The 18502-nt window shown below is 47.4% G+C and carries 22 protein-coding genes; 10 read left to right on the top strand and 12 right to left on the bottom strand.

The annotated features are described in order from the left end of the window. Positions 1-41: 41 nt before the first annotated feature. From KNP04_RS00270 to KNP04_RS00295, 6 genes are all read left to right on the top strand, one after another. Positions 42-851: an MBL fold metallo-hydrolase gene (locus KNP04_RS00270; protein WP_251129792.1), complete on the top strand. Its 810-nt coding sequence runs from the start codon at positions 42-44 to the stop codon at positions 849-851. A 69-nt stretch (positions 852-920) separates the two neighbouring features. Next, positions 921-1244: an ArsR/SmtB family transcription factor gene (locus tag KNP04_RS00275; protein WP_214692369.1), complete on the top strand. Its 324-nt coding sequence runs from the start codon at positions 921-923 to the stop codon at positions 1242-1244. Between the two features lie 88 nt (positions 1245-1332). Continuing rightward, positions 1333-2151, top strand: a complete 819-nt coding sequence (locus KNP04_RS00280) for an SDR family oxidoreductase (protein ID WP_251129793.1) — start codon at positions 1333-1335, stop codon at positions 2149-2151. Between the two features lie 154 nt (positions 2152-2305). After that, a complete protein-coding gene (locus tag KNP04_RS00285; protein ID WP_483297452.1) occupies positions 2306-2530 on the top strand; it encodes an excalibur calcium-binding domain-containing protein in 225 nt (74 codons plus the stop codon). A 130-nt stretch (positions 2531-2660) separates the two neighbouring features. After that, positions 2661-3215, top strand: a complete 555-nt coding sequence (locus KNP04_RS00290) for a helix-turn-helix domain-containing protein (protein ID WP_214874387.1) — start codon at positions 2661-2663, stop codon at positions 3213-3215. Continuing rightward, entirely contained in the window at positions 3208-4161 is a 954-nt protein-coding gene (locus KNP04_RS00295) for an alpha/beta hydrolase (protein WP_214874388.1), read from the top strand. Before KNP04_RS00290 ends, KNP04_RS00295 begins: the two co-directional genes overlap by 8 nt. Before the next feature lie 22 nt (positions 4162-4183). Here the strand turns inward: KNP04_RS00295 and KNP04_RS00300 are convergent, their stop codons facing one another. Then, positions 4184-5035, bottom strand: a complete 852-nt coding sequence (locus KNP04_RS00300) for an alpha/beta fold hydrolase (RefSeq protein WP_214874389.1) — start codon at positions 5033-5035, stop codon at positions 4184-4186. 181 nt (positions 5036-5216) lie between these two features. On the opposite strand from KNP04_RS00300, the gene KNP04_RS00305 reads away from it, so the two are divergent. Beyond that, a complete protein-coding gene (locus KNP04_RS00305) occupies positions 5217-5975 on the top strand; it encodes a glucose 1-dehydrogenase (protein ID WP_214874390.1) in 759 nt (252 codons plus the stop codon). 16 nt (positions 5976-5991) lie between these two features. Here the strand turns inward: KNP04_RS00305 and KNP04_RS00310 are convergent, their stop codons facing one another. Further along, positions 5992-6786, bottom strand: coding sequence for an AraC family transcriptional regulator (locus KNP04_RS00310; RefSeq protein WP_214874391.1), 795 nt, complete (start codon positions 6784-6786; stop codon positions 5992-5994). Positions 6787-6936: 150 nt separating this feature from the next. After that, on the bottom strand, positions 6937-7197 hold the full coding sequence (locus tag KNP04_RS00315) for a DUF1294 domain-containing protein (RefSeq protein ID WP_214749089.1): 261 nt from the start codon (positions 7195-7197) through the stop codon (positions 6937-6939). 208 nt (positions 7198-7405) lie between these two features. Between KNP04_RS00315 and KNP04_RS00320 the strand changes: the two genes are divergently transcribed. Then, the gene (locus KNP04_RS00320) at positions 7406-8188 is read left to right on the top strand and encodes a LysM peptidoglycan-binding and 3D domain-containing protein (protein WP_214874392.1); all 783 of its coding nucleotides are present in this window, start codon (positions 7406-7408) and stop codon (positions 8186-8188) included. 47 nt (positions 8189-8235) lie between these two features. Here the strand turns inward: KNP04_RS00320 and KNP04_RS00325 are convergent, their stop codons facing one another. Continuing rightward, positions 8236-9456, bottom strand: a complete 1221-nt coding sequence (locus KNP04_RS00325) for a cation:proton antiporter (RefSeq protein WP_214874393.1) — start codon at positions 9454-9456, stop codon at positions 8236-8238. 109 nt (positions 9457-9565) lie between these two features. Here KNP04_RS00325 and cls point away from each other — a divergent pair, with 109 nt between their 5' ends. After that, on the top strand, positions 9566-11032 hold the full coding sequence (gene cls, locus KNP04_RS00330; RefSeq protein ID WP_214874394.1) for a cardiolipin synthase: 1467 nt from the start codon (positions 9566-9568) through the stop codon (positions 11030-11032). 41 nt (positions 11033-11073) lie between these two features. Here cls and KNP04_RS00335 read toward each other — a convergent pair whose 3' ends face one another. The 5 genes from KNP04_RS00335 to KNP04_RS00355 all read right to left on the bottom strand — a co-directional run bounded on the left by KNP04_RS00335 (position 11074) and on the right by KNP04_RS00355 (position 15659). After that, complete coding sequence (locus KNP04_RS00335; protein ID WP_214874395.1) at positions 11074-12051, bottom strand: hypothetical protein; 978 nt, start codon at positions 12049-12051, stop codon at positions 11074-11076. Then, positions 12048-13076 carry a DUF58 domain-containing protein gene (locus tag KNP04_RS00340; protein WP_214874396.1) on the bottom strand — a complete coding sequence of 343 codons (1029 nt, stop codon included), beginning with the start codon at positions 13074-13076 and terminating at the stop codon, positions 12048-12050. Before KNP04_RS00340 ends, KNP04_RS00335 begins: the two co-directional genes overlap by 4 nt. 1 nt (position 13077) lies before the next feature. Continuing rightward, positions 13078-13986: an AAA family ATPase gene (locus KNP04_RS00345; RefSeq protein WP_214874397.1), complete on the bottom strand. Its 909-nt coding sequence runs from the start codon at positions 13984-13986 to the stop codon at positions 13078-13080. 116 nt (positions 13987-14102) lie between these two features. After that, positions 14103-14801: an amino acid ABC transporter permease gene (locus tag KNP04_RS00350; protein WP_214874398.1), complete on the bottom strand. Its 699-nt coding sequence runs from the start codon at positions 14799-14801 to the stop codon at positions 14103-14105. Between the two features lie 9 nt (positions 14802-14810). Next, positions 14811-15659 (bottom strand): transporter substrate-binding domain-containing protein, encoded by an 849-nt coding sequence (locus tag KNP04_RS00355; RefSeq protein ID WP_214874399.1) that lies wholly within the window; start codon positions 15657-15659, stop codon positions 14811-14813. A 260-nt stretch (positions 15660-15919) separates the two neighbouring features. On the opposite strand from KNP04_RS00355, the gene KNP04_RS00360 reads away from it, so the two are divergent. After that, positions 15920-16474: a GNAT family N-acetyltransferase gene (locus KNP04_RS00360; protein ID WP_214875146.1), complete on the top strand. Its 555-nt coding sequence runs from the start codon at positions 15920-15922 to the stop codon at positions 16472-16474. Between the two features lie 110 nt (positions 16475-16584). Here the strand turns inward: KNP04_RS00360 and KNP04_RS00365 are convergent, their stop codons facing one another. Genes KNP04_RS00365 through KNP04_RS00375 form a run of 3 tightly spaced genes read right to left on the bottom strand, consistent with a single transcriptional unit; the run spans position 16585 to position 18396 of the window. Next, complete coding sequence (locus tag KNP04_RS00365; RefSeq protein ID WP_214874400.1) at positions 16585-17037, bottom strand: GNAT family N-acetyltransferase; 453 nt, start codon at positions 17035-17037, stop codon at positions 16585-16587. 15 nt (positions 17038-17052) lie between these two features. Further along, entirely contained in the window at positions 17053-17766 is a 714-nt protein-coding gene (locus KNP04_RS00370; protein WP_214874401.1) for an MBL fold metallo-hydrolase, read from the bottom strand. 12 nt (positions 17767-17778) lie between these two features. Then, complete coding sequence (locus KNP04_RS00375) at positions 17779-18396, bottom strand: NUDIX hydrolase (protein WP_214874402.1); 618 nt, start codon at positions 18394-18396, stop codon at positions 17779-17781. Positions 18397-18502 lie beyond the last annotated feature (106 nt).

Below are 18502 nucleotides of genomic sequence, written 5' to 3' on the forward strand. Positions count from 1 at the left end.
TCGATATAATGAAGAAAAATACAATATTGGAGGGGAAAATGATGCAAGTGAAGCAACATGGGCCAGTGACCTCAGTTTGCGCCAAAGTGAAGAACGGTCCATTCGAGATGTCGATGTATGTGTATTATCTCGATGGGATGATCATCGATACCGGGACACGTACGATGCTCCCCGCTCTCCAACCCTTTTATGAATCGGTCCCAATCGACCTCGTCAGCATTACGCATCCACATGAAGACCACATCGGGACGGCCGCATGGCTCGAACAAACGTATCGCGTGCCAATCTACATACATGAGTCTGCCAGAGATATGTGCCGGACGGGGCTAGATATCCCCGATTATCGGGCACGCTTCTCCGGTGACCCGGAACCGTTCCAGCCGGTCGCCTATCACGACAATCAGATCACGTCAGAGCATCATACCTATCAGGTGATCCATACACCCGGTCATGAACCGAATCATATCGTCTTATATGATGAGGAGAACGGTCGACTGTTTTCAGGTGATTTGTTCGTTCATCCGTATCCAAAGGTCATGATTCCAGAGGAGTCGGTCCCTGAACAGATCCGTTCGCTCAAGCGTGTCCTGTCCCTCGATTTTGAGGAAGTGTACTGCCAGCATGCCGGACGTCTCGAACAGGGAAGGGAGCAGTTAAGCAAAAAGCTCGATTATCTAGAACGTTTGACCGATGACGTGTTAACGAAAACCGCTGCGGGCTATACGATTGACGATATCAACGCTCACCTTTTCCCTGATCCGTCGCCGCTCGTCCAAATCTCCAAGCGGGATTATGACTCCAGACATATGATTTCAAGTATTCTTCGAGAAGTCTACGAACAACTTCGTTGACAGAAGGCGAATCACCTAGTATTCTGAATACATGATTAAACGTTTAAACTTTTAAACGGAGTGATGAATATGAAACAACCAGATACAACACCCGAGGCGTCGCTATCTTTATTTGAAGATGCAATCCCATTGTTCCAAGTATTAGCCGACGTCAATCGTCAACGCATCATTGTCGAGATCGCCAGACATGAGCGATTGAACGTCAATCAGATTGATGAAAAGATTGAGTTGTCTAGACCGGCCATCTCGCATCACCTCAAACTGTTGCGACAAGCAGGAATCGTCTCATCCGAGAAAATCGGGACAGAGAACTTTTACTTCTTGACCCTCGAGGACGCGGTCGGACTGCTCAAAGCACTGACACGTGCGATCGAAGATGAATGTATCTTATGACCTTTCTTTTTGGAAACAAAGAGAAAGGCTTCTTTTCCACTAATCAGTTTAAAAGTTTAAACATATAAACATTAAGAGGAGAATGAAAATGAATCAAACCATTGTTATCACGGGAGCATCAAGTGGGATTGGTCGAGCGACCGTCGAACTGTTCAGCAAACGAGGCTGGCATGTCGCCGCGACGATGCGAAGTCATGAAGGACATCAAGAACTGTCCAACCTAAAAGGAGTCTCGCTCTATCAGCTAGATGTGACGAACGAATCGAGCATTCTTGACGCCTTCGAGCAAATCGTCTCGGATCACGGCACAATCGATGTGTTATTGAATAATGCCGGGTACGGAGCAGTCGGGATTTTTGAAGAAGCCTCTTCTGAACAGATTCAGCGTCAGTTTGATACGAACGTCTTCGGGGTCATGAACGTGGTCCGAGCATCTCTTCCGTATTTCCGCAAACAGCGGAGCGGACGTATTGTGACCGTGTCTTCGGTCGGTGGTCAAATCACATTCCCAATCTATAGTCTGTATCATAGTTCAAAATGGGCAATCGAAGGGTTCATTGAATCGCTTCAGTTTGAACTGGCACCGTTTAATATCGACATGAAATTGATTGAACCAGGACCAATCAAGACAGACTTTTATGGTCGTTCCCAGGAACTCGTCCGTGACCAACCGCTCGACGTATATGATAACTATACGGAAGTCGCGCTCCATAACACGAATGCCGCTGGTGCGAACGCTGAAGGCCCGGAGGTCGTCGCCGAGACGATTTGGCGTGCAGCGATCGACCGGAAGAAGCGTCTCCGCTATCCATCGGGTAAACAGGCAGGACTGTTGATCGCGCTGAAGCGTTATCTGCCGAACCAAGTGTTCTTCTCTATCGTGCGACGTGTAGTAGAGAAAAACTAACAACAAGTATCTGTTTCGAACTTCATCAGTGTTAAAAAAGAATTTTTTCATCCACTCATTCAATGATAAATATCACACAAATTCACCCGATATAACTTGTAAGAGGAGGGGTTTGATGAAAAAAGTCTCACTGGCACTATCGACGTTCATTCTTATGATTGGATTAACGGTAACACCGACAGAGTCGGTCGATGCTGCGGCGAAACGCTTCAAAAACTGCACGGAGATGAACAAAGTGTATAAAGGGGGCGTGGCCAAATCGAAGACGACCAAAAACAAAGGTGGAAAGACGCGTTATAAACCTTATGTCAATAAAGCCTTATATGACGCGAATCAATCAAAAGACCGCGACAAAGACGGAATCGCCTGTGAACGGTGATCATAAATCATGCATCGAATCAGCCGCCATACGAGGGCGGCTTTTTGTATGGACATAGACAACGATTCGACCACATGATATTATCATAAATAATAACATTATCAAATATGATAACATTGAGGTGGAATCGATGAATCAAGACGTTTTAAAAAGTTTATTGAACCCGATTCGCATGAAAATCTTTCAACACGTTCTGATGAATGAAGGAGTCACGACCGGAGACTTAGCAAAAGCACTTCCCGATGTTCCTCAAGCGAGCCTCTATCGCCATATCAACAAAATGGTACAAGACGAGATTTTATCTGTCATGAGCGAAAATAAAGTTCGCGGGGTGTATGAGAAAGTGTATGCGATTCAAAACAATCCGTTGACCAGTATCAACAAAATTGTCGAGGAGGAAGACCGAGAACAACTGTATATGGTCTGTTACACGTTTGCGATGTCACTGCTCATGGATTTCGGCAACTATCTAAAGCGCGACTCAATCGACCTCCCAGAAGACAAAGTCGGATTCCGGAGCATCCCGCTCTACCTGTCTGATACCGAAAGTGACCGATTCTTAAAAGGTCTTTATGACTTATTAGAAGATGTGTTGGACCATGAGCCATCCGAAGAACGCACGTTACGAAAGTTCTCGTATGCGTTCATGCCGGTCGAAGAAAAGGAGGAGATGAATGATGTATAAGCAAGAACAGGTATTCATTCAAGGAGAATCAACCATCGCGGCTACAATGACGACTCCACATGGTGGCCAGTCGCCATTTCCAGCCATCATCCTTATCGGGGGGACCGGTGGATTGGACCGCGACGGGAATGGGACAGGCTTCAAGTCGAATCTGTATAAAGATCTGGCAGAATGGCTGACGACACAAGGTTTCGTCACGTTACGTTTTGACAAACGTGGCATCGGCAAGAGTGGGGGAGATCGGAATACCGTCGGTCTGTCTGGGCTCGTTGATGACGTGGCAACGATGATCCGTTATCTGAAATCGCTTGACCATGTCTTACAAGACATCTTGTTGCTCGGTCATAGTGAAGGATGTATTGTCGCGACGCTTGCGGCTGAACGCGAGTCGGTTTCCGGCCTGATTCTATTGTCTGGTGCCGGTGTGGCCTTGAAGACGAGCATGCAGGAACAGGCGCACTTCTTACTCGATGAAGTAAAGCGTACGAAAGGAATCAAAGGAAAACTACTTCGACTTAGCTTGAACGAGAAGTCGATCATCGGAAAGCAACAAAAACTGTTCGAACGTGTCACCGCGACGGACCAGGATACGATGCGGATTCAACTAATGAAATTCCCTGCCAAATGGTTACGGGAGCACCTTACGTATACGGATGAGTCGCTCCGGGATCGCTTGGTTCAGTTGAATGTACCGACACTTGCACTGACCGGAGATCGAGATGTTCAAACGGAAGTCCATCATCTTGACGAGCTCGATGCTCTTTACGCGGAACATATCGAGGTACAAAAGATTAGAAACATGGACCATATGTTGAAACATTTCGACGGGGAGATGAGCATTCTGGACGTGAAAAAACAATATCGTGCACAACTTAAGGAGCCGCTTCATCCCGAGCTACAACACCAGCTCCACGAATGGCTCATACGCCACAACTGGATATCATGATGAAGAAGAAGGCAGCGGAGAATTATCCGTTGCCTTTTTCTGTACGTAAGAACCGCTCGACGTGTTCCATCGAGAAATGACGACTCCACTGGACGAAGTGCCCGCCTGGGACGGCAATCAATTGCACAGAGGGATGAATCTCTCGTTCCGCTCGTTTGACATGCCGGAGCGTCCGTTTCGCCTCATTCAAATCAATACCTGTGAAGTCCGCATAATAGAGTTGCGTCGGTACTTTGATTCGTCGTAACAACTTCTTAAAGTCCAGTCCGTCGTATCCGAACAATAAATGTAGGCCACCGGTCGACAGACGAGCGGGCTGCTCGAAAGCTGTTCGAATCATCGATGTTGATTCTACCCCAATCCGTCGACAGAACAATTGGAACCGTTCCTCGGAAAATACGGAATCACTCTTGTTCATGCGAGCTTCAATCGAGTTCAAGAGGCGCTTCGGGGAACTGTGATAGAGCAGTCGCAACAAGGGGAAAGCGAATCCGAATATGCCATATTCACGAAAAGGAATCATGGCATTCGGTTTATGACCTTGATCGAGGAGAATCAACCGTCTGACCTGGTCTGGGTAATGGACCGCGTAAGCAAGCGCGATAGCACCCCCCATCGAATGTCCGATCAACCGAATGGACTCCAATTGTCGTGAAGTTCGGTATGCTTCGACCCAATCTGCGAGTACTTTGGAGGTCGCATATGTATGTAGTCCTTCACTCTCACCAAAACCAGGTAAGTCTAACAGATGGATTTCAAATTGATTTTGTAAGGCTTCGGCAAACTGTTGTCCTTGAGACCCGGTGAATCCGCCACCGGGAAGGAATAGAACAGGGTCACCTTGACCGTGGATGGTTGCCTTGAATTGTCTCACGTCATCTCTCCTCTATATAGAATGCGTTCCATTCAAGTATAAAGATAATTGGAAATCAATTGAAGAAATTTCGCCATCTTTCTCACAGTGTTCGTGAACAAATGAGGGTATAACTTAGTGATAGGTAGCTTTCTATCATTACGCATCATATGTGCTCTTATGTTTAAAGGAGGAATGATGGATGAAACTTTCGGGGAAAACAGCAATCGTCACCGGGGCCGGATCTGGTATGGGGCGGGCCATCGCGAAACTCTTCGCGATGGAAGGCGCGCGGGTCGTCGCATTCGATATGAATGAAGATTCTGTGCAGGCAGTGGTCGAAGAGATGAAGACGGGAGGTGGGGATGTCGTCGGCATCGCTGGTAACGTAACGAATCAAACGGATATCGACCGTCTCATCGATACAGCGAAAGAAACGTTCGGGTCGGTCGACATTCTCGTCAATAATGCGGGCATCATGGACAACTTTATGACGGTGGGGGAAGTGACGGATGAACTGTGGGATCGGGTCCTTGCTGTCAATTTGACCGGACCGATGAAATTAGCCCGCGCCGCCATTCAAGTGATGGAGAAACAAGATAGTGGTGGGGTCATCATCAACAACGCATCTGTCGGAGGATTGTTCGGCACTCGCGGAGGCGCAGCATATGTGGCATCGAAACATGCCTTGATCGGGTTGACGAAAAATATTGCAGCGACCCATGGGACACTCGGTAAGATTCGCGCTAATGCCATCGCGCCGGGTGGTGTCAACACGAATATCGGTTCGACCATCACCGCTCCGAGCGAACTCGGGATGCGTGCCATCCAAGGTGCGGGGGAAGCACCAATGGGTGAGCCCGAACAAATCGCGAACGTCGCGCTATTTTTAGCATCGGACGATTCAAGTTTTGTAAATGGCGATGTACTGAAAGCGGATGGTGGTTGGACGGCAAGATAAACGAAAAGAGCCGGAATCATTCGGCTCTTTTCGTTTGGTATTTTTTTCGATAGGCGAGCGGGGTGATCGAATGACGTGCTTTAAATGTCTGGACGAAGTGACTGACACTGGAGTAACTCAGGCGATTGGCGATATCAGCAACCGATTCAGTCGAATCCTTTAATAGGATTGCGGCCCGGTCCATTCGTTTAACTTGGACATACGCAAGCGGGGAGGTGTTCCCGAACGTTGTAAACAGCCGACAACATTCACTGCGACTTACATCACCCGCAGTTGCGATTTGAGCTAACGATAGTTTATCTTCAAACTGCAAATGAATATATGCCAGCATGTTTCGAAGACTCTCCAGTTTTTTCTCGTTATTCATTCCTTGGTTATCTTGCTGAATCCAATAACGCCAGATCACCGCACATTGCAGAGTCGCATCCATCCGTTTAAGCGGTCCGTCTACCTGCAAATGGTTATCGACTTGTTCAATCGTTTGAACGATGGAGCGGTGTGTTCGTTCTCGCTTTAAGATATGTATGGCTTTATCGCCTGCAAGGTATGGCGTTACATATTCTTCGGACAATTTAGGGTGGAATAACTCATATGGATCAAATTCAAGTTTGATGATTTGCGAAGTCTCTTCCATCTGTTGCACGACATAGCTTTGTCCAGACGCCAACAGGATACTTTCTTTTGAAACAAGTTTTATATCTTCTCCGTTCACCCGAATATTGACAATCCCTGATTCGATCAATAGTACCGTGAACTGATTCGTGATGGTAAATGTGGAAACCCCTTGATTCGACAGTATCGTTCTATTCAAAGTGACAATCTCCTCGATTCGGTAATTTTCCGATATTTCGTTTCTTTTTTAGCGGGTGAAATACTTTGATTTATTCAAAAACAGGGACGATTTCAACATTTTCCTCATCCCTGTAATCTTAATCATGGTTGTGTTTCTTCTATATAATGCTTAAAAGATGAGCCACCCTGTAAAAGCCGCATGGACGAGAATCGCAACAGGTACCCCGATCCGGAATTTCGGCTTCAACGTTTTATGTCGGAAGATGCGCATCGCCAAATAAGCACCGAATGCCCCACCAATCCATGCCATCGTCAATAACGTGCGCTCCGAAATGCGCCAAGCCCCGACGCGAGACCGTCGTTTGTCGACAAAAAATGACACAAACGCTAGTAAATTAGTCACAATGTAATATAGCAGTAATAGTTCCAAAGACCAAAACCTCCTTATTTCTCTCTTGATTATATCTTAAAATGGCTCTACGAAGCCGTTTTTATGGATTAAAACAATTTTCTGAATCCTCTCATCCCCATGAATTGTTCTGTAAATGAACTGATATGACTCTCATATCGTCCTGTAATCGCTATGAAATATAGAGGTGTTACAGTAAGGGGGCGTTAGAAAAGGGAGGAATATTCTTATGAAAAAACCACTATTGACACTAACGGCACTCGCTGGCCTTAGTTTAGGAGTCGCTGCTCCAGCTTCGGCAGCATCAACACACACAGTTCAGTCTGGAGATACACTCTACCGTATCGCCGTGAACAACAACGTCTCTGTAAACGACATTAAACAAGCGAACGGCTTAAACTCAAATATGATTTACCCGAACCAAGTCTTGAAACTTGGAAAGGCAGAAGCGAAAGCTTCTACTGCATCTAAAACGTATACAGTTAAATCAGGTGATACACTTTATCGTATCGCATTGAACCACGGGATCTCTGTTAATCAATTGATGACTTGGAACGGTCTTAATTCAGATCTTATTTTCCCAGGACAAGAGTTCGCTGTGAAAGGTGCAGCAGCTGCATCGGTAGCGAATGATGCGAAAACATCAGCACCTAAGACTTCAACATCAGCACCAGTAACAAAAACAGCATCGTCTACAACGCAAACCCAAGCTCCGGCTTCAGGTAAGACAATGACTGTTGAAGCAACAGCTTATACACCATATTGCGCTGGATGTTCTGGTATCACAGCGACAGGTATCGACGTTCGTTCGAACCCTAACCAAAAAGTCATCGCGGTCGACCCTTCTGTCATTCCGCTCGGCTCTAAAGTATGGGTTGAAGGATACGGAGAAGCAATCGCAGGAGACACTGGTGGTGCCATCAAAGGTAACAAAATTGATATCTTGATGCCGACACAAGAGCAAGCGCTCAACTTCGGTCGCAAGTCAATCACAATCAAAGTCTTGAACTAATTCAAGCTCATCAAAGACACTGCCATCGGGCGGTGTCTTTTTTGTGCTTAACCCTTTTCCCAAGGATTCTTCACTTTCGTCAAACCTAATCGTTTGGCGAGCGGCTTAATCGTCAATCCATGCAAGGTGACAGACGTGACGACGAGACCGAGCGTAATCGGTAGCATCCGTTCTGCGTCTTCAATCCCCAGTTCCGCAATCTCTTGTGCAAAAAATGCTGTCACCGTCATGGCGACGATCCCACGTGGGGCAATCCAACTGATGAGTGCCCGCTCCTTCGTCGTCAAAGGGGAGCCAAGTAAGGAGGTTTGCACCGAGACGGGGCGGACGATGAATAATATTGCGAGAATCGACAAGAGGAGCGGCCAATCGAAGATGGCAAGTAAACTATCGCGGGTCAAACTCGCGGTCAAAATGATAAACACAGTCGAAACGAGCAAGATAGAGATGTTTTCTTTAAATTCACGAAGTTGCTTCAAAATGTGGAGATGCCCATGTTTGGAGTTCGCCATCGTTAACCCCATCGCCGTCACGGCCAATAGTCCGACCTCTTGCATGACCCATTCACTGATGGAGTAAACGAGAAGGACTCCGGAGAACGTCAAAGTCGTCCGTAAATATTCTGGGACTTTCTCATTTCCGAACAAGCGGATAAGTAGATGCCCGACGGCAATCCCGAAAGCGACAGCGACGATACAGGACCAAAAGAACGGCAAGTGACTTGCAAGCCCCTCGTTTTGGTACAGGATAAACCCGATTCGAACAACGAAGAGACCCATCAACGCACCGAGTGGATCGACGATAATCCCTTCCCACTTCAACACTTTCGAAGGTCGAACGGATAAGTTTGCTTGACGTAATAACGGGATGATCACAGTCGGTCCCGTCACGACGAAGATGGCGCCCAGTGTGAAAGCCGGTAACCAATGAAAATCTCCAATCCAAATCAATAAGATAGATGTCAGGATAAAAGAAATGAAGACACCGACGGTAACGAGACGAAAAATTGGCTTTCTTAAATCATCAATCTCTTTAAACTCAAGACTGAGACTGCCTTCAAATAAGATGAGCGCCACGGCAATCGAGATAAGTGGGCTATATAAATCACCCAAAATCAAATCCGGCTCTAACCATCCGAAAATCGGACCGACCAAAATACCCGCAACCGTCATGATCAAGATGGCTGGGAAGTCAAAACGCCATGCAATCAACTGCGAAAGTGCGCCGATGAGGACAAGTAAGCTGAATCCGATCATCATGTCTTCCATAAACACCCTCCATTTCATTACTTCTTCATATATGTATACCCACATCATGAAAAACATCTGCTAAGATTGCCCGATTTCGGGTAAGAATTGAAAGAAAGGGAGGGATACGATGGAAGTAACAATCGGACTCATCATCGTCATACTGACATGGCTCATCTTATTGCTTAACCTCACGTTCGCCGTCACTATCATCTTTTTTGAGAGGCGGGACATCGGTACGACGTGGGCATGGCTGCTCGTTCTCTTCTTCTTACCACTCATTGGCTTTTTCGTGTACATCTTCTTCGGCCGACTGATCAAGTCTCAAAACTTTTATGAAGTGGAAGAAGAGAAACGCGAAGCGTATCACCATCATGTCGAAGAACAACTCGAGCAACTCGACCGTTCGCTCGCCCCGTTCAATCATCCGATTCTTTTAAAATATCGGAGGCTGGCTCGCCTGAACCTCGTGTCGACGAATGCACTGATGTCATTCCATAACGATATCACTGTCCTGCACGACGGAACGGAAAAATTTGAGCAGATGTTTCAGGATATCGAGCGCGCGACGAAAGAAGTCAATATTCAATATTACATCATCCAAAACGACCCGCTCGGTCAGTCGCTCATTCGTCTGTTAACGGAGAAGGCGAAACAAGGGGTACGCATTCGTCTCCTTTACGATGCCGTCGGATCGAGAGGATTAAGGCACAAACATTTTAAGGATCTACTCACTCACGGTGGAGAAGTCAAATCGTTCTTCCCGTCCAAACTCGGCATTAATTTCCGCGTCAACAATCGAAACCACCGAAAGCTCTGTATCATCGATGGTGAACTTGGCTATATTGGTGGCTTCAATGTCGGGGATGAATATCTCGGAAAAGATGATCACTTCGGCTATTGGCGTGACGTTCACTTAAGAATCTCCGGCGACGCCGTCAAAGAACTGTTAGAACGGTTCATTTTAGATTGGAATCGCTCGGTCCCGACAAAAACGAAGGCTCAGAAAGACGACTTTGTCTGGCCGACGGAGGGAATCTCACATCACGCTTCACCGGTTCAAATCGTGACCTCAGGACCGAACTCCTCGACGGAGCACCTGAAGAACATGCTCGTCAAAATGATCACGCAGTCAAAAGATTGTATCTACATTCAGACACCGTACTTCATTCCGGATGCGAGCTTCCTTGATGCCTGTCGGATTGCTCTCATGGCAGGCACCAAAATCAAACTGATGATTCCAAATAAGCCGGACCATATGTTTGTCTACTGGGCAACTTATGCGAATGCGGCGGAGCTCGTACGCTACGGGGCCGAGGTCTTCACATACGAAGAAGGATTCCTCCATGCGAAGACGCTCGTTATTGACGGAGAGGTCGCTTCCATCGGGACGACGAATATCGATGCGCGAAGCTTCCGTCTCAACTTTGAAATCTCAGCGCTCGTCTTCGACCGAGATGTCGCCCAGTCGGTCATCGATGCGTTCGAACGGGATGAATCCCGTGCCGAACGATTGACACTCGAGCGATACGAGTCGAGGACCCGTTGGATTCGATTTAAAGAGAGCGTGTCACGCCTGCTCAGTCCGATCCTATAACGCGAAACATCCGGTAGAGGAAATTCCTCACCGGATGCTTTTTAACGTTTCTTCAATTGTGCGACAAGACGCTCGAATGACTCATTGACGTCTTTTGGAGCTTCCTTGTCTCCATATTCCGCCGCCTCTAACCATTCAGCATATAAGGTATGGTTCGTAAACCCAATTCGTTGTAGCCAGTCAGATACCGTCTCTTCACGGAGACGCGGTTGCACTTGTTCGAGCTTCCTCCCCGTTTCAAGGAGCTGAATCTGTCTTGGGGAACGAACAATTCGTTTATCTGAAAGAGTCGGGTGATGAATACTTTTTGGAATCATCCCGTCTTCCTGAATGTCTTTTCGCTTCTGTAAATAGAAGAACAAACCGACACCAATCAACAAGGTGACAAAAAAGATACCGATGAAAAACAGTGACTCATTCGAAGCGGACTGGAGTAATGTCTCCTGTGACACCGTTTCTGCATCGATGTTTGGGTTGTCTGGCACGAGGAAGCGGTTCACACGGTCATTCGGATCGAGTGTGATGCCGTCGAACCAGCTGCCGATCCATAAGAAGAAAGGACTGATCCAGGCGATGACATTTCCAAACAACAGCTCTTTGATCGTCCGAATGACAATGGAGACGGCTAAACCGATTCCTAACCCGAGAGCAAGCATCGTCACCATCCGCTTATAGTCACGGCGGTAGTAAAGGTTCCGCTGCCAGATCAAAAAGATGAACGGAAAGAGCACCATCGCGAGCGGCTGGGTCGCCGGTGGGAATAACCAGTCGGCCACTAAGAACAGGACACTCGCCATCGCGTAACGGTCCGTCCAATCCAACGTTCGGATAAACGCATGCACGTACGTGAAGATCAAAAGCAAGATGCTCATCTCATAAGAGAAGTATAGGGCACCGATTGAAAGGACCGTCTGCACGATAAGCTGTGTGTTCCGAGGGAGACGTAGCGTCAATAAAAAGAGGAGCGGAAACACGTGACCGATATAAAATGCCGCGAAGACCCACCATAACCATCTCATTGACCGTCACCCCCTAACCGTAAGATCGATTGATTCCCGCTATACTTGGCAACTTTTCGTTCGAACAAGGAGCGTGCCAATGGAAAATCGCTCTCCGACAGACAGGCGAACGTCGTCATGATCTTACGGAAATGTACCTCGCCGCTTCCAGGAGGTAGGTCGTATGTGATTCCGTCTTTTGTAAGCGTCGGGACGATGAGACCGTAACTCGCATTCTCTTTCTCAAAATCGCGGCATAGGGCTGCCGCTTGAGAGATGAGTCGCTCCATCTGATAGGTGAGGGCTCGTCCGTCTTTCGTCAACAAATCGAGGACGATCACATACTCATTCGCTTGGACCGGTTGCTCCGTACGGGCAAGCAGTTCCCCTGTCTTTGCATAGGCGGACCAATACAACTGTCGCATCGGTTGCCCGTGATATGGAGTGACCGACTGGAACGTCTCCGGGTCACGATAGGCGCTATGTCGGACCATCTCCTCACCGGGGAGGGTAGGTGGCCGTTTCGGGATCGGATACGGTGAAAACTCAGGGAACACATAACCGATTCGGGGAAGGGTGTCTTCCTTGTATAGAGAGAACATGCGCAACGGGTCACGAATTTCTATCCCGATTGCCTCAAGACGGATGGGTCCACGCTTCTTTGCATGGAGCGGGATGGTAAAATCGACGGTTGCATTCGTCTCGACAAAGTTCTCCTGGCGCCAAAACGCGTGACCTTCCGACTCGACGGTTGGATGTAAATACCCGGATAGCCGTACGACTCCGAGTGGTACTTTTGCAGTGGATACGAGTTTTAACACGTAGACGGCGTCGTCATTCGGGAAAAGTTTTAACTCCTCGGTGAGGTCGACATGCACTTGTTCTGCCAATCGAAACATGAAAGCAGGCATGACCAAGGCATAGAGACTGAAACCGATCAATAGGCTCGCAATCAAGACATTCCCGTATAGCGCTGTGAAGACCCCGACGACAAACAAGAGCCACATGTATCCGGACTCGAGATAGCGTGGGCTGACTAACTGCATCTTACACCTCTGATGGGACCGGGATGGTCTCGAGTACAGATTTGATGAGCTTCGTCGGCTTCGTCTTCAAGGAAGCTTCGACCGTCAAGACGATTCGGTGTCCTAGAATCGGAAGAGCGAGCGCTCGGATGTCTTCTGGTGAAACGAAGTCTCGTCCTTCCATATAGGCATGTGCCCGAGCCGCCATCGTATAGGCAAGGGTCGCCCGCGGACTCGGACCCACCTCGATATCCCGGTGATGACGGAGTGACTCCATCAAATCGAGGAGATAGTCCTCCATCGCCTCATGGAACTTCACATCGCGAACCTCTTGTTGCATCTTCAACAGCTCGTCACGTTGAAGCGAGAATGGCTCCGTCGACAAATGCTCGTTCCGAATCAAACGACGCTCTGAATCCCGTGACAGGGGAGCGAGTGTCAATTTAAACAGAAAACGATCCAATTGTGCTTGTGGAAGCGGAAATGTCCCTTGCCCGTCGAACGGGTTTTGTGTAGCAATCATAAAGAACGGTTCCGGTAACTGAAGTGACACTTCCCCGAGGGTCACTTGACGTTCTTGCATCGCCTCAAGTAAGGCCGATTGCGTACGCGGTGTCGTCCGGTTGATCTCATCGACGAGAAGAATTGATGTAAAAATAGGTCCCGTCCGACGTTCAAACGCTCCCGTCGTCGGATTGAACAATTCCATTCCTAAAATGTCACTTGGTAATGTATCCGGCGTACATTGGACACGCTGAAACGTCGCCGATACAGAACTCGCGAGACTTCGGGCGAGAGTCGTTTTCCCTGTTCCTGGACGGTCTTCCAGTAACACGTGTCCTCCTGATAATAATGCAATCGAGGCAAGCTTGATTGCTTTTGCTTGCCCGATGACTTGATCATTTAAATGTGAAACCCATGGATGCACCATTCAAAATCCCCCTATATTTTTCTGATAATTAAGAAAATCATAGCATAATCGACGATTGAGGTGTGCGGAAAATCCAACGATAACCTAAAAAAGACCGACCGGCATCAGCCAGTCAGTCAACGTTTTGGAGAATCTAAATATCGTTCAAAATGACGTTCGAGCCACTCTTGGAAAAACGACATGAACGTACAAATCGCCCAGTAAATCAATGCCACGACGATATAGACCGTCATATAATCAAACTCACGACCCCCGACGATTTTTGCTTTATTGAAGATCTCCGGAACAGTGATCATCGCCGCGAGAGAACTCGCTTTGATCAAATCGAGAAAGACGTTCGAGAGCGGGGGAAGGGCAATCCGTGTCGCCTGAGGTAGGATGACACCTTTGAGCGTCAACCATTTCCCCATCCCGAGCGAACGGGCCGCTTCCACCTGTCCGTCATCAACCGCACGAATCGACGAGCGGATAATCTCGGCGATATAGGCGGCAGAGTTCAAACTAAACCCGAGAATGGCTGCCGTCAATGCGGCAAACTCAATGCCGATGAACGGGAATCCGGAATAGAGGATGAACAAGATGATCAGAATGGGCACACCACGCATGAACGAGATATAAAATGTCGATGGATAGCGAAGGAGTCGCGTCGGAGACAACTTCCCAAGCGCCAATATCAGACCAAGCACAAGACCGAAAAACATGCTCGTAAAGGAAATCCAAAGCGTGTTCGGTAATCCGCCTAACAGATAAGGGAACGACTCGATGGCTAGGTCTACGTCAAAGATGGCGTCCCATTTGATGTCTGAGAACGTCATATCATTTCCTTATTTCGTCTCGACGATTGTCGCGTCCACATCAGGTTCAACCGAGACATCGGCCCCGTTGTAGAATTGCTCTGACAACTCTTTGACTGTACCGTCCTCGAGCATCTCTTCTAATACACGGTCGATATTTTCTTGAAGCTCGTCGTTTTCGTTATCCATCAAGAATGCGACTTCTTGCGGGTTATAAGCGATATCAGGGTGAATCGTGATATCAAACTCTGGGAAGAAGGCGAGAGCAAGCGTTTGAAGATAGTAATCGTTCAAGATGACATCGGTACGTCCCGTCGAGACATCACGCAAGTACTGGTCGTTCGTCGCGTTGTCATAGATGATTTCTTCAGCTCCGTATTGACGTGCCACATCCATGAAGACGGTCGTCGCTTCACCAGCGGCTTTTTTGCCTTTCAAATCTTCAAGCGATTCAATGCCTGAAAGGTCGCTCTTCCGAACGATTGCTGTTCCGTATGTGTACTTATACGGTTTCGAGAAAGCAAACTTTTCCTTACGGTCTTCGGTGACCGAGATATCGTTTGCCGCGACGTCGATTTGACCGTTTTGAACGCTTGTCAACATGTTGTCAAACGCCATTTCTTTGAACTCGACTTCAAGCTCGAGGCGCTTCGCGATCTCTTTCATGAGTTCCACGTCAAAACCTGTCAACGTATCACTCTCTTCTTCACGGAAAGAAGCGGGGTAGAGCGTACCAGCCGTACCGACTGTCAACGTTCCTTCTTCTTGAATTTCTTCCCAACGTGTCGTATCTGCTTGATTCGTGCTATCATCACCACAAGCGGCAAGTGGGATTGCTAAAAACAATGTTGCTGCCAAACCTTTTGTTGTTCGTTTCACAAGAATTCCTCCTTAGATGCTTCATCTGTCTAAAAATAGCATGACTTCAGCGGTCTAGCAACTGTGAGTTACAGATTGAACAGCTTTAAGACATAATTGAAACGTTTATTCATAAAGCGCTATCATTCCGTTGAATGCGAAATTCATTTCTATAATACAGATATCACTGATTAATGAAACAGGTTTTCAACTGACATAACAACTAGGTTAATCGAAATGAACAAATGGAGGTAATCTTATTATGAAAAGAGGTGGAACGGATGAGTCGTATTCAACTAAATGTACTAAATGAGTCACTTATCAATCAAGTGAATGACGCGAATGACCCATTTCCAATCATCGGTCGAATCATCCCAAGTTATAAGAACGGAGAATGGACATATGTAGAAGAACTTTATGATAACAGAAACGAAATATCATTCCCAGACGATCAGATTGATTGGCGACATTACATGGAACGAGACAATCGCGTCGTATATTTAGCGATGGACAATGATGAATGTGTCGGGCAAATCCGGCTCGTGAAGGATTGGAATCGGTTTGCATACATAGAAAACATTGCGGTCAGAAAGACACACCGTAAACTAGGAATTGGACGAATGCTCCTTGTGACGGCAGAAAGATGGGCTAAAGAGAGAGACTTGACTGGATTATCTCTTGAGGCACAGAACGATAACTTGATTGCATGTCGCTTTTATAGAAAAGAGGGATTCCAACTCGGAGGAGTCGATACAATGAAACAACACGCGAATCCACAGATTGATTTGACCTTGTATTGGTACAAGATTTTCGAAGAAGGGGGCAATCATAAATAGAGTATTTTCATACTCTTTTTTTATTAGTTTACATAACATATATTATCAGTAAAAATAAAGTCTCATCTCATTATCTTAGTATACTTATGATAGTGAGATGAGATTGAAATTTAAGATGAGTGTGTATATCGAATTAATGTGACACCGGGTTCTGGTTCAAATTCAGTACTTCGCTCAAATCCGAGTTTCGTATATAGACGCTTGGCGGGCCCGTTATGTTTGCCCGTATGCACGTATACGAGCTGTCCTTTATGAATACTCAACACGTGCTCAAGTAGCGTCGTCGCCAGTCTCGCCCGAAAATATGTCGGATCAATACAAAGTTTTGTGATCTCCACCGTGTTTTCGGATGCTTCAATGGTGACAAATCCAATCAACCGCTCCTCGACATACAATCCATAGCTCGTACCTGGCAAGTTTTGAATGACATCAATCGTCTCATATCGTGCCGGAATCTCGTCAAATCCGAGCAATTCCGCTTCAACAGCATATGCATTCCGCTGAATCTCGAGCATCTGCTGGGCCTGTTCGAATTGATGGATCGGGATTTCTTTTAATTGCATCGTCTCACCCCTCCATTATCGAGTAAACTTCCTTGCCTGTTTGCGTTTCGCCCGCTTCAGTGCCAAATAGAGACGATGTGTCCCTTTAAGTGGCGGACCATGCCCGACAAAGGTCAAGAGTGGTGACAAATCAATCAATCGCTCCGCACTCCCTACAGCAACGGATCGGTTCCATGTCGCAAGACCAGGCAGCGGGAACAACGGACGGACGTCCCCCGCCACTGCGGCCCCTCCTTGCGACTGAAAAGCGTCGCCGGCGAATAACACCCGATTCGTTTCATCGTAAAATGCAATTGATCCTGGTGTATGACCACTTGCTGCAAGAACACGTAGACCGAATAGCCGCTCCCCGGGATCTAACAACGTATCTGGTGTAGAACGAATCGTCGGCAAGGAACCCCGTATCTTGTGCTCTTCTTCCTCATCTAGTGAACGGTCTCCAGATAGTAAGCGGGCATCACGCCGGGAGATGAACAGTTCTGCGAGTGGATGCTCCGCTTTGATGGCATCTACCCCGCCGACATGGTCTCCGTGGGCATGCGTCAATAAAATGGCAAGGAGCGGTTTGTCGAGTTCTTCAATATACGCCAGGATGTCTGACGCATTCCGTTTTAGCGCAGTGTCGATCAAGACGAGCCCGAGTTCATGTTCGATCAGCTGGACGTTGATCGGAAGAACGGGAGCGTAAAAGGTTAGTTGGTGGATATGTCCGTATCGTCTCACTTTCATCAAAAAATCCTCCTAATCGAATAAGGTGGTCCAGTCATCTTCTTGCCAGTGCGCGTCGAAGCACATATGAATCTGTTCGAGCGTGTTTCGGGCAAGGGAGAGCTCTGGTAAATGGTCGCGTTCAAAGAATCCGACATCCGTCGTCTCTATGCCGGCAGCACCTTCCCCGTCACCAATCAATGCACACTCGATGAAGAGTTTGTAATAGTGCTCAGAAAGTGGCGGGTGTGGATGTTCGTGCATATCAAATAAGGCGAGTAACCGCATCGGAATGACATCCAAGCCAGCCTCTTCTTCGACTTCTTTGATGATATTCGCAGCAGGAGAACGGTTCACCTCACAGAAACCACCTGGTAGTGTCCATAACCCGTCCGACCGCTCCTTGACGAGTAACAATCGGTCTCCCTTGAAGACGACGCCTCGCACATCGAGCTTCGGTGTCGGATACCCTTGCACATGGGTCAATTGTGAGATGACCTCGTTCGATAAGTCTGAATGTCGTTCATACATCTCTTTTGCGATTTCTTGGAGTTCTTCATATCGTTCTCGGTCATATTGATCACGTGTGAACGTCAGACCGGCCTGAGACAGCGCCTGAATCCGTTTCGCCCACGTCAGCCATTGAGACATATAGATCCCCCTATCATTTGTCCTACATGTTTCTTTCGGCAAATCGTCGCGTTCTCCTTTTTAGATTTATATTCCCCGAAGACTCGGACAAGTCACGTATACTAAA

The organism is Exiguobacterium sp. CH10, assembly GCF_018617635.1.
In the GTDB taxonomy this organism is placed as follows: domain Bacteria; phylum Bacillota; class Bacilli; order Exiguobacteriales; family Exiguobacteriaceae; genus Exiguobacterium; species Exiguobacterium aestuarii_A.

Coding starts and splice junctions, on each gene's coding strand:
- KNP04_RS00270 (WP_251129792.1), top strand. CDS start 42: ATGCAAGTGAAGCAACATGGGCCAGTGACCTCAGTTTGCGCCAAAGTG.
- KNP04_RS00275 (WP_214692369.1), top strand. CDS start 921: ATGAAACAACCAGATACAACACCCGAGGCGTCGCTATCTTTATTTGAA.
- KNP04_RS00280 (WP_251129793.1), top strand. CDS start 1,333: ATGAATCAAACCATTGTTATCACGGGAGCATCAAGTGGGATTGGTCGA.
- KNP04_RS00285 (WP_483297452.1), top strand. CDS start 2,306: ATGATTGGATTAACGGTAACACCGACAGAGTCGGTCGATGCTGCGGCG.
- KNP04_RS00290 (WP_214874387.1), top strand. CDS start 2,661: ATGAATCAAGACGTTTTAAAAAGTTTATTGAACCCGATTCGCATGAAA.
- KNP04_RS00295 (WP_214874388.1), top strand. CDS start 3,208: ATGTATAAGCAAGAACAGGTATTCATTCAAGGAGAATCAACCATCGCG.
- KNP04_RS00305 (WP_214874390.1), top strand. CDS start 5,217: ATGAAACTTTCGGGGAAAACAGCAATCGTCACCGGGGCCGGATCTGGT.
- KNP04_RS00320 (WP_214874392.1), top strand. CDS start 7,406: ATGAAAAAACCACTATTGACACTAACGGCACTCGCTGGCCTTAGTTTA.
- KNP04_RS00325 (WP_214874393.1), bottom strand. CDS start 9,456: ATGGAAGACATGATGATCGGATTCAGCTTACTTGTCCTCATCGGCGCA.
- cls (WP_214874394.1), top strand. CDS start 9,566: ATGGAAGTAACAATCGGACTCATCATCGTCATACTGACATGGCTCATC.
- KNP04_RS00335 (WP_214874395.1), bottom strand. CDS start 12,051: ATGAGATGGTTATGGTGGGTCTTCGCGGCATTTTATATCGGTCACGTG.
- KNP04_RS00340 (WP_214874396.1), bottom strand. CDS start 13,076: ATGCAGTTAGTCAGCCCACGCTATCTCGAGTCCGGATACATGTGGCTC.
- KNP04_RS00345 (WP_214874397.1), bottom strand. CDS start 13,986: ATGGTGCATCCATGGGTTTCACATTTAAATGATCAAGTCATCGGGCAA.
- KNP04_RS00350 (WP_214874398.1), bottom strand. CDS start 14,801: ATGACGTTCTCAGACATCAAATGGGACGCCATCTTTGACGTAGACCTA.
- KNP04_RS00360 (WP_214875146.1), top strand. CDS start 15,920: ATGAGTCGTATTCAACTAAATGTACTAAATGAGTCACTTATCAATCAA.
- KNP04_RS00365 (WP_214874400.1), bottom strand. CDS start 17,037: ATGCAATTAAAAGAAATCCCGATCCATCAATTCGAACAGGCCCAGCAG.
- KNP04_RS00370 (WP_214874401.1), bottom strand. CDS start 17,766: ATGAAAGTGAGACGATACGGACATATCCACCAACTAACCTTTTACGCT.
- KNP04_RS00375 (WP_214874402.1), bottom strand. CDS start 18,396: ATGTCTCAATGGCTGACGTGGGCGAAACGGATTCAGGCGCTGTCTCAG.